Below are 16,678 nucleotides of genomic sequence, written 5' to 3'. Positions count from 1 at the left end.
AATGAGGATCAAAAATGAGTAGGTGGTGATCTTAACTTATGGGAAAGGCGCTTCGCCCCAAGGGGTGGTTACTTCTGCTATACCTGCTTCCCGGATTGTTAGTTTATTCTTTCGTCGTCCTGTTACCCATCCTTGCAGCCTTTCGCGACAGCTTCTATTCATGGACAGGCGGGCCGAAGAAGACGTTTATTGGAATGGACAATTACAAGGAGCTGCTGCAGGATGAGGTGTTTTGGAATGCGTTTGTGAACAATGTATGGATGACGGTGTATGGATTGATTGGGCAAGTGGGGCTGGGCTTTGTATTTGCTCTCCTGCTCATGTCAAAGCTGGTTAAGATGAAAGGGCTGCACCGTACAATGAGTTATTTTCCTTCTACGCTTGCACCCGTTATTATCGCCTTTTTATGGATGATGATCTACAACTACAACTACGGTCTGTTAAATGGTGGTCTTCGTGGAGCAGGACTTGGAGAATGGGCACAATCTTGGCTGGATTTGACGGGGCCTATTGTGCTGTTAGTATCCATACCGTTGTCCTGGCAGAATATCGGTTTTTTTACTCTACTCATGCTTGCCGGCCTGTCGTCCATTAACAAAGAAGTACTTGAAGTAGCAGAACTCGATGGAGCTACGGGCGTTCGCAAAGCTTGGTATATCATGATTCCACTAGCCAAACCAACACTTCTCGTCGCATCCCTCCTATGTATTGCCAACAATATGCGTGGTTTTGAACATGTATTTGCGCTAACCGGCGGTGGACCGGGCAACGCTTCATCCGTCATGGCTCTCTATGCGTATGAAACTTCCTTTCTTCGTTTCCGTTACGGCTATGGATCAGCGCTGGCAATCGCCATCATTACTCTGACCATGCTGATGATCCTCTTATGTACACTATTCATGCAGAAACGTCAGAACAAGAGTGGGGGAGCCTTGTAATGGAGCTAGAGCTTAGGAAACAGCAGAGTATTCAGAGATTCGTCCCAAGGTTCGCCAGCTTGGCAGTTAATGCCGTTATGTTTATCTTTACCTTTAGTTGTATTTACCCTCTTGTCTGGATTGTCTATTCGTCCCTCAAGACACAACCAGAATTCGCGAACAGTATTTTGAGCCTGCCGAAGAATCTCCATTTTGCAAACTACGTAGAAGCACTTGAGCTGACCAATATGCTGCAGCTGTCATGGAACAGTGCAAGGGTTACCTCCTTATCCGTTCTAGGTATCATCATTATTTCATTCGTAACAGGTTATATTGCAGCACGTCTTGATTTCAAAGGAAAAAAAGTTATGATCTTCTATTATTTGTTTGGTATGCTAGTGCCAATTCATGCTCTGTTGGTTCCCATCTATTTGCTCTTCAAAAATTGGGGACTGGCTGATCAATGGTACACACTGATTATCCCGTATGTGGCCTTCAATCTCTCCATGCCGATTATGCTGATCTACAGTTATGTGACAGGGATTCCGAGGGAAATAGAGGAGGCTGCGGCTATTGACGGTCTAAGCTTCAGCGGTACGATGTTTAAAATTGTTGTCCCCATAGCAGTACCTGTGCTTACCACCGTTGCTATATTACAATTTTTTGCTTGTTGGAATGAGTTCTCATTTGCACTTGTGTTACTGAATGATGAATCGCTCCGAACGGTACCCTTGGGAATGTCGTATTTTAAATCCCAATACAGCACCAATTATCCTCAGCTTATGGCAGGAATGGTAATGTCCATGCTTCCGGTAGCCGTCGTATATTTCGCATTCAGCTCTCGTATCATTGCGGGTGTGATGAGCGGAGCAGTGAAAGGGTAGCATGCAAAAAATAAGATTGATATGGAGGGAACATGTCATGATTAACCAGTATCCATACGTAACAGGAAAGATAGAGTCAGTACAACCGCGATTACTGGATCGTTCCAAGTGGAATGAGTCCTTTTACAGAAGATCAATGGAGCTACCAGATGAGCTGCTAATCGGTGCGATTGACAGCCATGTTCATGCGGGACCCGTTCTGAACTCCAATCCAGGACATATGGACCCTATCCAGGTTGCCCAGGAGGCCGCAGCTGCTGGTATGAAAAGCATCGTTTATTATGATGTATTTGGCTGGGCATCAGGCATGGCATGGATTGTTAACAGACATGTGCCGGGAATACATACCTATGGCGGCTATCTTATGAATTCCTGTCACGGTGGTATTAATCCCCGTTCTGTAAGGACAGCGCTGCATCTGGAGGAAGGCTGCCGTTTCATCAGCTTCGGATCACACTGCACCCGGTTCTCTGCTGAGCGGGAGTCCACACTGATTGATGGCAAGCTGGTTCCTTTCAAAGATGCCTTCCCTAAGTTTGCCGAAGAGGAGCTGCCTGTTGCGACATCCATACCTCTGGAAGGACCCATTTCAGAAGAACTGCATGAAATATTATCAATGATTTCAGAGCGTCCTGAGGTCTATTTAAATACAGGGCATGTATCGGTGCCGGAAGCGCTTAGACTACTGGATCTGGCGGAAGAGTACGGAATCAGCAAAGTATTGATTGCCCATCCGGTGCGTGGACAGATGACGATCGAGCAGCAGAAGGCAGCTGCTGCAAGAGGTGCGTTTCTGGAAGCGTGTCTTGTAGACTGGCTGTATCCGGATGTACCTAGAACCCATTATTACGTCGAAAAAGAGTACATGGATATGGGAGCCGAATTGGGACGTTTCTCAAATGCCACTGCATGGATGAAAACAATCAGAGAAGTAGGCATTGATCAGTTTGTGCTCGGAACAGACTATGGTATTCGTGCGGCTCCGACTCCGGTTCAAGGCATGCGCACGATGATTGCGACAATGCTCGATTACCAATTCTCCCCTGATGATATTTACCGGATGGTCGCAACTAACCCCGCGAAGCTGATAGGTATGGATGATTAGAAGGAGGTATGCTGCTGTGACAGACAATCGCTTCTCTGCTGTGCAATCGGATCTGATTGCAATACTGGAGGATATTCCTCCAGAGCGTATGCGGCTCTATGTCGACCGATATTTGGGAAAATTACAGGAGACCGTCATAGCTGATCCTGATCTGCTGTTAACACTCGAGACTTATGTTTCATGTCACGGTCAAATGAATGAGCTTTCTTCAAAATTATTCATTCACCGCAATACTGCCGCTTATCGGCTAATGAAGCTGGAACGGCTGCTGAATATGCAGCTAAAGTCCACGGACAGTCTGCTGCTGCTGCATCTGGTGTTTATGTTCCGCAGCATCTTAGATATCAGGGGGAAGGAAGCTAGTCTGCCTGAAGTGGATATGAACACAACTCCTTACAAGTTAACTCGAAAGGTATAAAAAAAGATTAGCCGAGGCTCAATTTGCTTGAGCCTCGTTTTTTGTTCCTTATTTCAGAAGGTATTGACATAGCCTTCAATGCAGTATATATATTAATAGACTTTATAAAGTATGTTTATAAAGTCTATTAATATGTGGATAGCAGGTGATCGCTATAGAAAAAGCGAGTGCAAGTCTAATGAAACAGATGAACTTGAACATGATTCGGCGAGTGATGAAACAGATTGGAGCTGGAACGAAGCCGCAGCTTGCAAATAAGACAGGGCTGAGTGTTGTCACAATCAATTCACTAGTGAAGCATCTGGTAGACAGCGGAGAACTGTTTGAAGATAAGATTCAGGTGTCTAGCGGAGGCAGGCCTGCCCTTACTTATCGATTCAATTATAACTACAGTCTGGCGCTTGTGCTTCATATGGTGGAGGAGCAGGGTGAAGATGTGATCAAGGCTAGTGTAGTGAATCTCAATGAAGACATATTGAAGCAGGAGAGACATGTTTATCAGGAGTTTAACCCTCATATCGTATTCCAATGTATAGATCGGTTGCTGGAGCAATTTGAGTCAATCAAAGTCATCGGAATCGGGATCCCGGGCCAATCTGTTGACGGAGTGATTACAGTTACAAGTCATAAGCTGCTGTATGGGGTACGATTGACGGAGCAGCTGGAATCAGCTTATGGATTGCCTGTTATCGTCGAGAACGATGTCAATGCAGCTATAAGCGGGTATGCTTACCGGAAGCAAGTATCTGATGATCAGTGTATCGTCGGTATATACTTCCCGGAGAAATATCCGCCGGGTATGGGTACGTATCTAAGTGGAAGAGTCATTAAGGGGAAGTACGGAATGGCCGGTGAGATTAAATATCTTCCTATCGATGTAGATTGGAGCAAACCTCTGGATACGGGAGCCTTTAATGAAGCTGCTTGCCGCATCATGCAAAGTGTGAACGCCGTCTTGGCGCCCGATACCATCGTTATATATAAGGAGCAGATTGATGAAGAAGCGTTCCTGAACGAATGGAATAGCTATCTAATAAGTCATGCAATTCCGACTTGCCCTGAGCTTGTTTTGGAGCCGTCTGTGGCTCGTGATTATGCGGATGGATTAAAATGGCTGGCTTTGAACGAGTTAGAGCCCAAGTATACAGAACTTAGTTAATGAGAGCTAGGAGAGGGATGGAGAAATGGCAACTTGGTTTTTGATTATTATCTATTTAGCATTTATTAGTCTTGGGCTTCCGGATTCCATGCTGGGTGCAGCGTGGCCGGTCATGCAGCCTGATATTGGAGCCTCCTTTGAGTCGGCAGGGCTGCTGTCTATGATTGTTGCAGCAGGTACCATTGTATCAAGTCTCGCAAGCGGGAGGCTAATACAAGCTTTTGGAACAGGGAAGATTACTTTGTTCAGCTGTATACTGACCGCAGGAGCGCTGATTGGCTTCTCATTTGCACCTTCACTTGCATGGCTGATTATACTGGCAGTTCCCCTTGGTCTAGGAGCAGGTGCAGTCGACTCTGCACTGAATCACTATGTAGCATCTAACTATAAAGCGCATCATATGAGCTGGCTGCATTGCTTCTGGGGAATAGGAGCAACCGGTGGACCTATTATTATGTCTTATTATATCGCCGAGCAGAATTCCTGGAGAGATGGATATTTCGTCGTCTCCATGATTCAGTTCAGTCTTGTACTCTTGCTCTTCATCACACTTCCTTTGTGGAAAAAGGTGGCTCAGCTGCATCAATCAGATCAGCTGAAGGAACAAGCGAATGTCGAAGACATCACTCACTCGGCGCCCAGGGAGATGCTAAATTCCAAACCTCAGCACCCCCTTCGGATGACAGGTGTCAAGTACACACTGGTTGCCTTTTTATTCTACTGTGGGGTGGAGATGACTGTCGGTTTATGGGGAGCGAGTTATCTGGTAGGGGAGAGAAATGTATCGGCTGATACTGCCGCAGTATGGATTTCGCTCTATTACGGCGGAATTACCATCGGCCGTTTCATTACCGGATTTATTACATTGAAATTAAGCAATCGGGTGTTAATACTTGCAGGTCAGCTCATAGCGGTCCTTGGCGGTCTGTTCTTATTGCTGCCGCTGCCGGAGATCTTCCTTCTTGCGGGCTTCGTTCTCATTGGTCTCGGATTTGCTCCGATCTACCCTGGATTTATTCATGAGACACCTGCAAGATTCGGCAAGGAGCATGCTGCGAAATTAATCGGCTACCAGATGGCCGTTGCTTATACAGGGACCACATTCCTTCCGCCGTTATTTGGACTTATCGCTACAAACTTCGGCATCAGCCTGTTCCCGGCTGTGGTATTACTGTTAACACTTCTCATGTTAGTCAGTTCGGAACGAGTGAATCAATTATTGCGCAATAATCGCCGACAAAATTAGAGTTTATATGGATACGGAAGGGATCAATGCTAAGCTCCTTTTTTAGGAGTTTAGCATTTTCATCCTTTTTTAGGGGGAGTGTGCGCAGTGAGAAGTAGATAAATCCATTCTGGATTGAAGATGAATATCAACCAAGTAATTTTCTCAAGCTAAATAGACTTGCTTATTACAACAGTAAGAGGAGGCGGTTATCGCTAGTGAAGGATTCAGTAAGGCAGGCTAAGCCGTGCGAATTATGCGGCAGGATTGTACCCGTAACGACCGAGCATCATCTGACCCCACGTGAATTAGGTGGAAGCTACAAGGGGACGGCGGATCTCTGTATTCCATGTCATAAGCAAATTCACCATCTATTTACGAACAGGGAGCTTGTTGTTCTGGGTTTGACTTCCATTGAAGCGCTGCAGGCTGACCCGAAGATCCGTTCTTATCTAAAATGGATATGCAAGCAGGCACCGACCACGATTCCAAAATCGATTAAATCAAACCATGTCCGCAGCCGAGGACGATAGAATAGTCGTCATATTTTCTATGAAAGATGGTGACATTCTCAGCAAACTTTGCAAAACTTTACGTTTAACGCAGCTTGCAAATTACGTGTAAATATGGTGATATGTAAGTAGGTACATATTGGAAAACAACTGTTTTATGGTTATAATACTAATAGACTGACCAGTCAGTTTTTTGGAGGGGTTATCGATCGAAGTTAAACGCAGAAAAGATGTAGCTCAGATTAAAAAGGATATCGCACGAAATACAAAAGAACTCTTCGCTCAAAAGGGATACAATGCAACTTCGATGGAAGAGATCTGTACCGTTAACAATCGAAGCAAAGGCAGTATATATTATCACTTCAAAAGCAAAGAGGAGCTGTTCATGTTCTTGATCAAGCTGAATAATCAAGAGTGGATGGATTCTTGGCAGGAGAAGGAATCACAGTACGAAACTACCGTTGACAAGTTGTATGGTCTAGCGGACCACTATGTAGATGATTTGGCAAACCCGCTGAATCATGCCATTAATGAATTTGTTTCCGGTCAAGTCGTCAGTCAAGATGTGCTAGATGAAATGCTGTCACTTATACGTATCCCTTATGTAACCTATGAGCGTATCATCATTCAAGGAATTGAACGCGAGGAAATAAAGCCTAGTGACCCACAAGATTTAATGTACATTATTAATGGATTATTTAACGGGTTAGGTACGCTTTATTATGAAAAAGACTTATCAGAAATTCGCAGATTGTATAAACTAGGAATCGCAAACCTGCTGACAGGAATTCAAAGCACAAGTAAAATAATGAAGGACTGATATCTACTTATCAGTTTTTCTTTTATAAATTAGTAGACCGAATAGTCGGTTTAAAAAAGGAGATGGCTATGAATAATCTGTTTAAGAACCGGGCTTTCCTTGTAATTACCTTTTCTGATCTTCTTCAAAATTTAGCGATCTGGATTAGAAATATGGCTATTCTTTACTTTATTATGGATCAAACCCAAGGGGATCCGATTGCTGTATCGCTTATAACTGTACTGGAATACGTTCCGATCTTTGTATTTTCCTTTATTGGAGGAGCACTTGCTGATCGCTGGAATCCCAAACGGACCATGATTCTTGGTGATATTCTCAGTTCACTTTCGATTGTGCTTATACTGGCAGTAATGGCTTCAGGATATTGGCAGGCACTGTATGCTGCCACTTTTGTATCATCCATCGTCAGTCAATTTTCTCAGCCGTCCTCTGTTAAGATTGTTAAACGAAATGTGGAAGAGGAACATGTTCAGTCGGCTATTGCGATCACACAGAGCTCACAATCGTTATTCCTTATCCTCGGCCCCATCGTAGGAACGTTCATATATACTACACTCGGAATTCAAGCTTCCATGTATTCTCTCCTTGTTCTGTTTATTTCTTCGGCTCTCATATTAACGCTTCTGCCCAAAGACGAACCGAGTGCCGCTGAGCGCTCCTCACTCATTAGTGAGATGAAGGAAGGCTGGAAATACGTTCTGGGGTCCAGCTCTCTAAAGTTCCTGACTCTCTTATTTATAATTTTGGGATTATCTTCGGGTCTAATCAGCCCTTTAGAAATCTTTCTGATTACGGAGCGACTCGGTCTAGAACAAACTTCGGTTCAGTATCTAACGGGTGCATCTGGCTTAGGGCTGCTCATCGGCGGAGGCATTGCGGCCGCATTAAGCAGCAAGCTGGATCAAAATCGTACGCTTGTTCTAGGCGTTGTTCTTCTGGCGGTCACCACCATTGGAGAGGTATTATCAGGTTGGCTATGGCTCACCCTGGTCATCAGCTTTTTAAGCTCTTTATGTCTTGCTTTTGTAAATGTAATTATCTCGACATTTCTCGTTACCAAAATAGACGAACAAATGATTGGACGCGTAAATGGAACTATAACCCCTATGTTCATGGGTGCTATGTTGATCGGGTCCTCCTTAGCAGGAGTCGTTATGAGCAATACTTCGTTACTGACGGCTTACATCCTATCTGTTCTTGTGCTTACTGTTGGATTAATTCCAGGAATCAAGATTAAATTTGACAGCAGCAAAGATAACGTAGAAGCACCCATCCCAGCAGATCAAGAGCTTAGCCGGGCTTTGGAATAGAGGGGGCAGCTATGAAAAGAATTCACCTGTTCTGTTTTCCTTATGCCGGAGGATCATCTATGATGTACTTTCGCTGGCGTAACCAACGGAAGGAGACCATTTCTTTAATAACTAGCATTATGAGGTTATTGCTGAGCAAATAAAGAGAGTGCTGCTATAATAGAATTACAATGTAAAATGGATCAGATGAAACTTATAGCGAGCTGCCGATGAAACGGCAGCTTTGTTTTGTTTGCGGAGAGGTTTTAGCTAAGATGAACAATCTGAATATAGGTTATATAACTCTTCCTATGACCTATCATATATATTACATTTCGTGTTACTTAAAATGATGATCGGCATAGAGTTAGGCGAGTTTTCTCTTGATCTAATTTAGTTAATCTCGAACGCATATGTGCTTTTTCACAAAAATAACGACACTTATTATTTAAAATGATAAATATATGTAAGATTAATTGACGTTAATTGGTCATTCATCTAATATCAAATCATATTCAGAGAGGTGAAGGGGAGAAGAAAATGGGGAGTCAGACAGTGGAACTGAATCATGTTGTATTTTTGAAGCGCTGTGTAGAAGTATCACGTTTGGCCAGAGAGAGTGGGAATACACCGTTTGGCGCGCTGCTCGTAGATAAAGAAGGTAATATCCTGCTGGAGCAGGGAAATGTCGAGATTACGGAGCATCGCTGTACGGGTCACGCTGAAACTGCGTTGATGGAAAAAGCATCCCATACATATGACCCTGCATTTTTATGGGAATGTACCTTGTATACGACAGCAGAGCCTTGCGCCATGTGCGCAGGAGCGATGTATTGGGGAAATATCGGGCGGGTCGTATACGGCATCTCCGAGAAGGAACTGCTGGTGCTGACAGGCAATGATCCCCAGAATCCGACTTTTGACATGCCTTGCCGTGAGATCTTTGCCAGAGGACAAAAAGAAATTGAAGTGATCGGGCCGTTCCCGGAGCTGGCAAATGAGATCGTCGCTGTTCATGAAGGTTACTGGAGCCCCGACGAATAGCTGTCAAATATAGCAGAAAATCACTCGAAAAATATCAGTATATCTAAAAAAGATGAGCGGAGTGTGAAGGGTAATGTGGAAGAAACCGGTAAAGTGGAGTAATAATAGAACAAAGATAAGCGGAGTGTTTCTGGCTGTGATGTTAGCTATAACCGCATGCGGCGGCGGAGACACGGGATCGGATACCACGAGTGCCTCGGGCGAATCAAGCGAAGTAACTCCAGTTAAGGTCGTGCTTAATTGGTTCGCTAAGTCGGAACATGGCGGGTTCTATGCAGCCGAAGAGAACGGGATTTATGAAGGGAAGAATCTCGACGTAACGATTGAGCCGGGAGGTCCTCAGGTCTCGTCCATTCAGATCGTTGCTTCCGGTAAAGCGGAATTCGGAGTAGCCCATGCGGATCAGATTCTGCTTGCTCGTGAAGAAGGCATTCCAATCGTCGCCTTGGCGACGACTTTTCAGATCAGCCCGCAGGCTCTCATGTTTCATGAAGAGTCCGGTATTGAAGATTTTGACGATCTGAACGGCAGAACTGTATTTATTCAGCAAGGGCAGCCTTACTGGGAATTCTTGAAGCATAAGTACAGTCTGGATACGGTTAAGGAAGTCGCTTATACAGGTCAGCATGGTAACTTTATTGAGGACCCTCAGTCTGCTAGCCAGTCTTTCGTTAATGGTGAACCGTATGTTGTGGAGAAGCAAGGCATTCAGGTAGGAACGAAGCTCATTGCTGATTCCGGATATGAACCATATGCTGCCGTAGTATACACCACTGAGAAATATTTAGAGGAGAACCCGGAGACAGTCAAAGCGTTCATTAACGGTACGGTAGAAGGCTGGTACAATTATAAAGAGAATTATGAACAGATAAATAAAAAGATTCTTGAAATTAATACCAACCTGGCAGAAGATGAGATTGCCTTTGGAGAAGAACAACAAAGAGAATTTGTATTTGGCTACGACGCGGAAGCGAACGGCATGGGCTATATGACCGAGGCTCGATGGAATGAGCTTAAGGATCAGCTGCTGGAGATCGGCTTGCTGACCAAAGATTTAGATGTAAGTGAAGTGTTCACGACAGAATATTTACCTGCCAAATAAGTGGATACTGGATTATTAGCATGATAAGATTTCATTAAGGCTATAATTCAATAGACAAAAGGCACAGAGTACATTCATTATTGAATGAGGCTCTTTGCCTTTTTTTATTGAGCTGCGAATTCGATTCAAATGGAATTCATGACATAAAATTGAGGTGCATGACAGCGTCGGGATGAATACTTAATCCGATCATTTCATTATAGAGGAGTAGAGAATCTCAATGGGTGTATCTATCATTTTGTTTATACTTGCCGGACTTGCCGAAATTGGCGGAGGATATCTAGTGTGGCTGTGGCTCAGAGAAGGAAGACATTATTTCTATGGAATTGCAGGAAGCTTAATTCTTGTACTCTATGGCATCATTCCTACGCTGCAGCAATTTCCCACATTTGGCAGAGTGTATGCAGCATATGGAGGCGTCTTCGTCATTATGGCAATATTGTGGGGCTGGGGAGTCGATAAGAAAACACCGGACTTCTACGATTGGCTTGGCTCCTTCATTTGTCTTGCGGGGGTTGCAATTATTCTATGGGGACCAAGAAACGGTTAACTCTTCACTTGTATGAAGGGAATATTCATTCAAAATTCATCCATTTCATTATAAAATAAGGGATGATTTGGTAGATTTATGTTTCCTATTCTATTATGATAAGACTCAAATGGGAGAAAGGATGTGGAATCATAGTGGAACGTGAATTGGCGCTTGAGATAGTCAGAGTAACAGAACTAGCTGCATTGGCATCAGCTCCTTGGATGGGCAGGGGGGATAAGAATAGTGCGGATGAGGCCGCCACTCTGGCGATGCGCGCCATGTTTGACTCTGTATCCATTAAGGGAACGGTAGTCATTGGTGAAGGGGAAATGGATGAGGCTCCAATGCTGTATATCGGTGAAGAAGTAGGCAATAGTGAGGGGCCGGAAGTGGATGTTGCTGTGGACCCGCTGGAAGGAACCGAGATTGTAGCCAAGGGACTTAATAATGCGTTATCCGTTATCGCTGTTGCAGGCAAAGGGAATCTGCTTCATGCTCCAGATATGTACATGGAGAAGCTCGCGGTCGGACCAGCGCTGGTTGGTAAAGTCAGCATTGAGGATCCGATCGATGTTACCCTGCGCAAGGCGGCCACTGAGTTAAACAAGAACATCTCTGATCTGACCGTTATGATTCTAGACCGCGATCGCCATGAGAGCATCATTAAGACGCTGCGCAAAGTAGGCGTTCGAATCAAGTTTCTGAGTGATGGAGATGTGGCTGGAGCGATGGCGCCGGCATTCCCGGAAGCGGGGATTGATATTTATGTCGGTTCAGGAGGGGCGCCGGAAGGAGTGCTTGCTGCTGCAGCGCTGTCTTGCCTCGGAGGAGAGATCCAGGGCAGATTAATGCCTGCGAATGCTGATGAATATCAGCGCTGCTTGAAGATGGGAATTACGGAGCCTTATCGAGTTCTGACAATGGAGGATATGATCGGCAAGGACGATGTTATTTTTGCAGCCACGGGAGTCACTCCAGGTGAAATTCTTGGGGGAGTCAGATACCTGGCAGATGACAGAGCCGAGACGCAGTCGATTGTCATGAGAGCCAAGACCCGAACCATCCGCTACATAAGAACACAGCATTTTCTTCCGGGCAAAGAGGTACTGCATAAAGTCAGACAAGCCCAGTCCTCAGAATCTGCGCCTGGCAGCACGCTGAAGAAGCAGCCCAAAGCGAGTAAAACGGAAAATGCTGCGGGCTCCGTAAAAGAAGCAATGAATCAAGGCTGATGTAAACGGAGTACAAACCGTTATCCATATATATACGCTCATGAACTTATAACACCTGATCATGAATAAAGAATTTATTCAGGGTCTGGTAGAGATCATGGGCGTATTATTTTTGTAAAATATGTATCAAATCAATTGACAATCGGACCTCTCCATGAGAAAATGTACGCGCGTACATTAGATAAGGAAATGAGTGGATCTATTATTGCAACACGAAGAGAAGTTGCTGATTTAGCGGGTGTATCTGAGGCTACGGTTTCCCGAGTACTGAATGGCGTGGGTCCTATTAAAGAAGAGACGCGGATCAGAGTTCTGGATGCTGCCAACCAGCTTGGTTATGTGCCCAGTAATCTCGCGCGCAGCTTTGCCCGCCGCAAGAGCGGGAATATTGGCGTAGTTCTGCCTTATATTCCGAAGGCAAGACTGTTCTCAAGCTACTATTTCTCTGAAATACTCAGTGGCATGGGAAATACGGTGCGGGAGCAAGGCTACGATCTTCTGGTTCTGTTTCGCAGTGGAGAGGAAACACCGGAGTATGAATCATTTTTCCGGATGCAGAAGGTAGATGCTCTTGTTGTGCTCGGTGCAAAGGATGAGCCGGGAGAACGGGAAGCCCTTCGAAAGCTGCGGGAGTCAGGGCATCCCTTTATTGTGGTCAATCAGCATTTTGACGGGGAGAATTTCCCGGAAGTGGATGTAGATCATGAGGAAGGAAGCCGAATGGCTGTTGAGCACTTAATTGATCAAGGTCATCGCAGAATTGCATTTCTAAACGGACCACTCACGTATTCAAACAGTCTGGATCGTTTCAAGGGTTATGAGAAAGCGCTTCAGCAGAGGGGTCTTGAACGGGATGACAGACTTCTATTTGAAGGGAATTTTGGCAGACGAAGCGGCTATGCCATAGGTGATGAAATTGCGAAAAGGATTGAAGAGGTCGATGCCGTCTTTGTTGCAAATGATCGGATGGCTGTCGGTCTGCTTCAGAGGCTGAGGGAATTACTCCCGGATCAGCATCGTTTCCCCGCGATTGTCGGTTACGATGATTCGGATTCTGCGGACATTTGTGTACCTCCGCTCAGCAGTGTTAGAGTTCCCTTTTATGAGATGGGGGAGCTGGCTGCACGATTGATGCTGACGGCATGTGAAGGTCCATCCAATGGGTCCGAGGTACTTAAGGAGCATCCCAGATATTTGTTACAAGCTGAACTGATCGTTCGAGATTCATCCAAATAACGTACAGGAGGGTAATTTCATGAGTTCTGTTCGCGTAGGTATGATTGGCTATAAATTTATGGGTAAGGCGCACAGCAATGCGTATCGCAGTGTCCCTATGTTCTTCCCACAAGTGGTGAAACCTGAAATGTCGGTCATTTGCGGCCGTGACCCCAAGGGAGTAAAGGAAGCGCAGCAGCAGTTCGGCTGGCAGGAGAGTGTGACCGACTGGAGAGAGCTTGTAACTAGAGAAGATATCGACCTTATCGATATCAATGCGCCAAGTGATGTCCACAAAGAAATTGCCATTGCCGCAGCACAGGCAGGCAAGCATATTTTCTGCGAAAAGCCGCTTGCCCTGAATCTTAAGGATTCCCGCGAAATGCTGGAGGCTGCCGAAAGAGCAGGCATTAAGCATATGATTGGCTTTAACTATCGTTTCTCACCAGCGGTTCAGCTGGCCAAGGATCTTGTGGAGAGCGGCAGACTCGGGAAGATTTATCATTTCCGTGCGAATTTCCTGCAGGACTGGATCTTGGACCCTGAATTCCCGCTTGTCTGGAGACTACAGAAGGAAATTGCTGGCTCTGGTTCACATGGCGATCTGGGAGCACACCTGATTGATATGGCTCGCTATTTGGTTGGAGAGTTTACAGAAGTAATCGGTATGAGCGAGACCTTCATTAAGGAGCGTCCGATTGCATCAGAGATGACAGGACTTACCGCGAAGGGCAATAGCAGCACGGAAAAAGGACCCGTAACCGTAGATGATGCGACACTGTTCTTAGCCCGGTTTGAAAGCGGTGCCATCGGCAGCTTTGAGGCAACCCGCTTTGCGGCGGGTCATCGAAGCACTAATTCGTTTGAAATTAATGGCAGCTTGGGCAGCGTAAAGTTTGATTTTGAACGAATGAATGAGCTTGAGGTTTACTTTGTAAATGATGCAGAGGATGTGCAGGGCTTCCGCCGCGTCATGGCGACAGATGGGGTTCATAAGTATGCGGAGGCATGGTGGCCTACAGGACATCCGATTGGATTTGATCATACCTTCACGCATGAGGTTGTGGAATTTATGAATGCGATTGAAGAGAATAGGCAGCCTGTGCCCAATTTCCATGACGGAGTTGCCTGTCAGGCGGTTCTTGAAGCGGTAGAGCGCTCGGTGGAAGAACGCCGCTGGGTGACGCTGTCTGAAATGGCTGATGTCTAAGAGAGTCCTAATCGCTTAGATCTCTAAATGATCCGAGTATTGATCAGTTGATCAGTTGTTTAGCACGAGTCCATTGTTTGATCCAATAACGTTTAAGGAGTGTGTATCAGGATGAAAAAAGCACTAATCGTATGGGGCGGCTGGGACGGCCACGAGCCAGAACAGGTATCAGCATTGTTTAAAGCATGGCTGACGGAGCAGAATTTCGAGGTGGAAGTCGCGAATACTCTTGAAGCCTATCGTGATGCGGAGAAACTGAAGAATTTAGATCTCATCATTCCCTGCTGGACTATGGGTGAGATTGAGAAGGAGCTCGCAAGCAACGTTTCTACCGCTGTAATGGAAGGGGTCGGCCTGGCAGGGCTGCATGGAGGAATGTGTGATGCCTTCCGTACGAATGTTGACTGGCAGTTTATGACGGGTGGCCAGTGGGTAGCCCATCCGGGTAACGACGGAGTGGAGTATACGGTAAATATCAAGAACAGCTCCAGCACACTGCTTGCTGGCATTGAAGATTTCCAAGTGAAAAGTGAACAGTATTACCTCCACATTGATCCCGCTGTCGAGGTGCTGGCTACGACAAGATTCCCGATTGTAGAGGGGCCGCATTCTACGAACGGTGCTGTTGATATGCCCGTCGTATGGACGAAGCGCTGGGGACAAGGGAGAGTGTTCTACAATTCGCTTGGTCATCACGCGGATATTGTGGAAATGCCACAAGTCAAAGAAATCATGGTTCGTGGCTTCCTGTGGGCTGCAGAGGGTAAGCAAGCAGCTGCGGCGAAGCAGGGTAAGGCAATACAATATACAGGTATGGGCGATAGTCAGATCTAATATGAGACCTTACATGGGTTGAAGGGAGAACAGCATTCGATGGATAAAGTAAAGGTAGGTATTGTCGGCTGCGGTAAAATCAGCAGCATCTACATGGAGAACTGTAATAAATTCGAATGTCTTGAATTAGTGGCTTGTGCTGACCTTGACCTGTCGAGAGCAGAAGAGCAGGCCAAGGCGTACGGTATACCAAGAGCGGTCAGTGTTCAGGAGCTGTTGAATGATCCAGAGATTGAGCTGGTCATCAATCTGACGATTCCCGCCGTGCATGCAGATGTTTGTCTGCAGGCAATAGAAGCGGGCAAGCATGTTTATGTCGAGAAGCCTCTGGCGGTTACTCGGGAAGAGGGAGCTGCGGTACTTCAGGCTGCAAAGGAGAAAGGACTGCTCGTTGGTTCTGCACCCGAAACGTTTTTTGGCACAGGCATCCAAACTTCACTGAAAATCATAGAAGAGGGACTTATCGGCACTCCTGTAGCAGTGACCGCTTTTATGATGAGCCGTGGTCATGAATTCTGGCATCCGGACCCTGAATTTTACTATGCCAAAGGGGGAGGCCCGATGTTTGATATGGGGCCTTACTACCTGACTGCACTCATTCAATTACTAGGGCCGATCTCGAGCATTACAGGGATGACAGGTAAGGCGCTTGAAGAACGTACGATCAGCAGTGAGAAGAAGTACGGTCAGAAGATCAAAGTGGAAATTCCTACCCATGTCGCAGGTTTACTTCGGTTTGAACAAGGTGCCATCGGCACCATTGTAACCAGCTTTGATATTTTTGGAGGAAGCCAGCTTCCTAATATTGAGATTTACGGAACACAAGGGACACTTCGTGTGCCGGATCCGAATACGTTCGGCGGACCTGTACTGCTGAAGCGTATGGGAGAGCAGGATTGGGAAGAGGTTGAGCTCTTGCCAGGCTACGATCAGAACACACGGGGAATTGGACCGGCAGATATGGCGTATGCCATTCGGAGTGGACGTGAGCACCGGGCCAGCGGTGAACTCGCTTATCATGTCCTTGAAGCCATGTGGGCCTTCCATGACGCATCAGATGATGGTCATCACTACACCATGAAGAGTACGTGTAAGCGTCCGGCTTCACTACCAGCAGATCTGCCACTGTACACGCTGGATAGCTAGTCATCATTCGGGAGTATATATTGATACGATTGTA

General features: G+C 45.9%; 17 protein-coding genes. All 17 read left to right on the top strand.

The window, feature by feature from the left end; all coding sequences use genetic code 11:
- Positions 1-38: 38 nt before the first annotated feature.
- The 17 genes from ACFSVM_RS12925 (at position 39) to ACFSVM_RS12845 (ending at position 16,644) form a co-directional block, all read left to right on the top strand.
- The gene (locus ACFSVM_RS12925; protein ID WP_379262557.1) at positions 39-938 is read left to right on the top strand and encodes a carbohydrate ABC transporter permease; all 900 of its coding nucleotides are present in this window, start codon (positions 39-41) and stop codon (positions 936-938) included.
- Positions 938-1,801: a carbohydrate ABC transporter permease gene (locus ACFSVM_RS12920; RefSeq protein ID WP_379262555.1), complete on the top strand. Its 864-nt coding sequence runs from the start codon at positions 938-940 to the stop codon at positions 1,799-1,801. Before ACFSVM_RS12925 ends, ACFSVM_RS12920 begins: the two co-directional genes overlap by 1 nt.
- Before the next feature lie 37 nt (positions 1,802-1,838).
- Positions 1,839-2,906, top strand: coding sequence for a DUF6282 family protein (locus ACFSVM_RS12915; protein WP_379262553.1), 1,068 nt, complete (start codon positions 1,839-1,841; stop codon positions 2,904-2,906).
- A 16-nt stretch (positions 2,907-2,922) separates the two neighbouring features.
- Positions 2,923-3,324 carry a PucR family transcriptional regulator gene (locus ACFSVM_RS12910; protein WP_076312679.1) on the top strand — a complete coding sequence of 134 codons (402 nt, stop codon included), beginning with the start codon at positions 2,923-2,925 and terminating at the stop codon, positions 3,322-3,324.
- A 178-nt stretch (positions 3,325-3,502) separates the two neighbouring features.
- A complete protein-coding gene (locus ACFSVM_RS12905) occupies positions 3,503-4,483 on the top strand; it encodes an ROK family protein (protein ID WP_379262551.1) in 981 nt (326 codons plus the stop codon).
- Between the two features lie 25 nt (positions 4,484-4,508).
- Positions 4,509-5,729, top strand: coding sequence for an MFS transporter (locus ACFSVM_RS12900; protein ID WP_379262549.1), 1,221 nt, complete (start codon positions 4,509-4,511; stop codon positions 5,727-5,729).
- 197 nt (positions 5,730-5,926) lie between these two features.
- A complete protein-coding gene (locus tag ACFSVM_RS12895; protein WP_379262547.1) occupies positions 5,927-6,241 on the top strand; it encodes an HNH endonuclease in 315 nt (104 codons plus the stop codon).
- 187 nt (positions 6,242-6,428) lie between these two features.
- On the top strand, positions 6,429-7,040 hold the full coding sequence (locus tag ACFSVM_RS12890; RefSeq protein WP_379262998.1) for a TetR/AcrR family transcriptional regulator: 612 nt from the start codon (positions 6,429-6,431) through the stop codon (positions 7,038-7,040).
- A 62-nt stretch (positions 7,041-7,102) separates the two neighbouring features.
- On the top strand, positions 7,103-8,350 hold the full coding sequence (locus ACFSVM_RS12885; RefSeq protein WP_379262545.1) for an MFS transporter: 1,248 nt from the start codon (positions 7,103-7,105) through the stop codon (positions 8,348-8,350).
- A gap of 519 nt (positions 8,351-8,869) precedes the next feature.
- A complete protein-coding gene (locus ACFSVM_RS12880; RefSeq protein WP_379262543.1) occupies positions 8,870-9,373 on the top strand; it encodes a nucleoside deaminase in 504 nt (167 codons plus the stop codon).
- 73 nt (positions 9,374-9,446) lie between these two features.
- A complete protein-coding gene (locus ACFSVM_RS12875) occupies positions 9,447-10,475 on the top strand; it encodes an ABC transporter substrate-binding protein (protein ID WP_379262541.1) in 1,029 nt (342 codons plus the stop codon).
- 220 nt (positions 10,476-10,695) lie between these two features.
- Positions 10,696-11,025, top strand: coding sequence for a YnfA family protein (locus tag ACFSVM_RS12870; protein WP_081872244.1), 330 nt, complete (start codon positions 10,696-10,698; stop codon positions 11,023-11,025).
- Positions 11,026-11,159: 134 nt separating this feature from the next.
- Positions 11,160-12,239, top strand: coding sequence for a class II fructose-bisphosphatase (gene glpX / locus ACFSVM_RS12865; protein ID WP_076312672.1), 1,080 nt, complete (start codon positions 11,160-11,162; stop codon positions 12,237-12,239).
- A gap of 162 nt (positions 12,240-12,401) precedes the next feature.
- A complete protein-coding gene (locus ACFSVM_RS12860; RefSeq protein WP_256209674.1) occupies positions 12,402-13,475 on the top strand; it encodes a LacI family DNA-binding transcriptional regulator in 1,074 nt (357 codons plus the stop codon).
- A gap of 19 nt (positions 13,476-13,494) precedes the next feature.
- Complete coding sequence (locus ACFSVM_RS12855; RefSeq protein WP_076312671.1) at positions 13,495-14,664, top strand: Gfo/Idh/MocA family protein; 1,170 nt, start codon at positions 13,495-13,497, stop codon at positions 14,662-14,664.
- 111 nt (positions 14,665-14,775) lie between these two features.
- Complete coding sequence (locus tag ACFSVM_RS12850; RefSeq protein WP_076312670.1) at positions 14,776-15,498, top strand: ThuA domain-containing protein; 723 nt, start codon at positions 14,776-14,778, stop codon at positions 15,496-15,498.
- Between the two features lie 39 nt (positions 15,499-15,537).
- Positions 15,538-16,644, top strand: coding sequence for a Gfo/Idh/MocA family protein (locus ACFSVM_RS12845; RefSeq protein WP_076312669.1), 1,107 nt, complete (start codon positions 15,538-15,540; stop codon positions 16,642-16,644).
- Positions 16,645-16,678: the final 34 nt, after the last annotated feature.

The organism is Paenibacillus shunpengii, from assembly GCF_042684905.1.
Taxonomy (GTDB): Bacteria; Bacillota; Bacilli; order Paenibacillales; family Paenibacillaceae; genus Paenibacillus; species Paenibacillus shunpengii.
This window is presented reverse-complemented; position numbering and strand designations above follow the sequence as displayed.

Excerpts from the sequence above, each read along its gene's own strand:
- ACFSVM_RS12925 (WP_379262557.1), top strand. The coding sequence starts at position 39 with ATGGGAAAGGCGCTTCGCCCCAAGGGGTGGTTACTTCTGCTATACCTG.
- ACFSVM_RS12920 (WP_379262555.1), top strand. The coding sequence starts at position 938 with ATGGAGCTAGAGCTTAGGAAACAGCAGAGTATTCAGAGATTCGTCCCA.
- ACFSVM_RS12915 (WP_379262553.1), top strand. The coding sequence starts at position 1,839 with ATGATTAACCAGTATCCATACGTAACAGGAAAGATAGAGTCAGTACAA.
- ACFSVM_RS12905 (WP_379262551.1), top strand. The coding sequence starts at position 3,503 with ATGAAACAGATGAACTTGAACATGATTCGGCGAGTGATGAAACAGATT.
- ACFSVM_RS12900 (WP_379262549.1), top strand. The coding sequence starts at position 4,509 with ATGGCAACTTGGTTTTTGATTATTATCTATTTAGCATTTATTAGTCTT.
- ACFSVM_RS12885 (WP_379262545.1), top strand. The coding sequence starts at position 7,103 with ATGGCTATGAATAATCTGTTTAAGAACCGGGCTTTCCTTGTAATTACC.
- ACFSVM_RS12880 (WP_379262543.1), top strand. The coding sequence starts at position 8,870 with ATGGGGAGTCAGACAGTGGAACTGAATCATGTTGTATTTTTGAAGCGC.
- ACFSVM_RS12875 (WP_379262541.1), top strand. The coding sequence starts at position 9,447 with ATGTGGAAGAAACCGGTAAAGTGGAGTAATAATAGAACAAAGATAAGC.
- ACFSVM_RS12870 (WP_081872244.1), top strand. The coding sequence starts at position 10,696 with ATGGGTGTATCTATCATTTTGTTTATACTTGCCGGACTTGCCGAAATT.
- ACFSVM_RS12860 (WP_256209674.1), top strand. The coding sequence starts at position 12,402 with ATGTACGCGCGTACATTAGATAAGGAAATGAGTGGATCTATTATTGCA.
- ACFSVM_RS12855 (WP_076312671.1), top strand. The coding sequence starts at position 13,495 with ATGAGTTCTGTTCGCGTAGGTATGATTGGCTATAAATTTATGGGTAAG.
- ACFSVM_RS12850 (WP_076312670.1), top strand. The coding sequence starts at position 14,776 with ATGAAAAAAGCACTAATCGTATGGGGCGGCTGGGACGGCCACGAGCCA.
- ACFSVM_RS12845 (WP_076312669.1), top strand. The coding sequence starts at position 15,538 with ATGGATAAAGTAAAGGTAGGTATTGTCGGCTGCGGTAAAATCAGCAGC.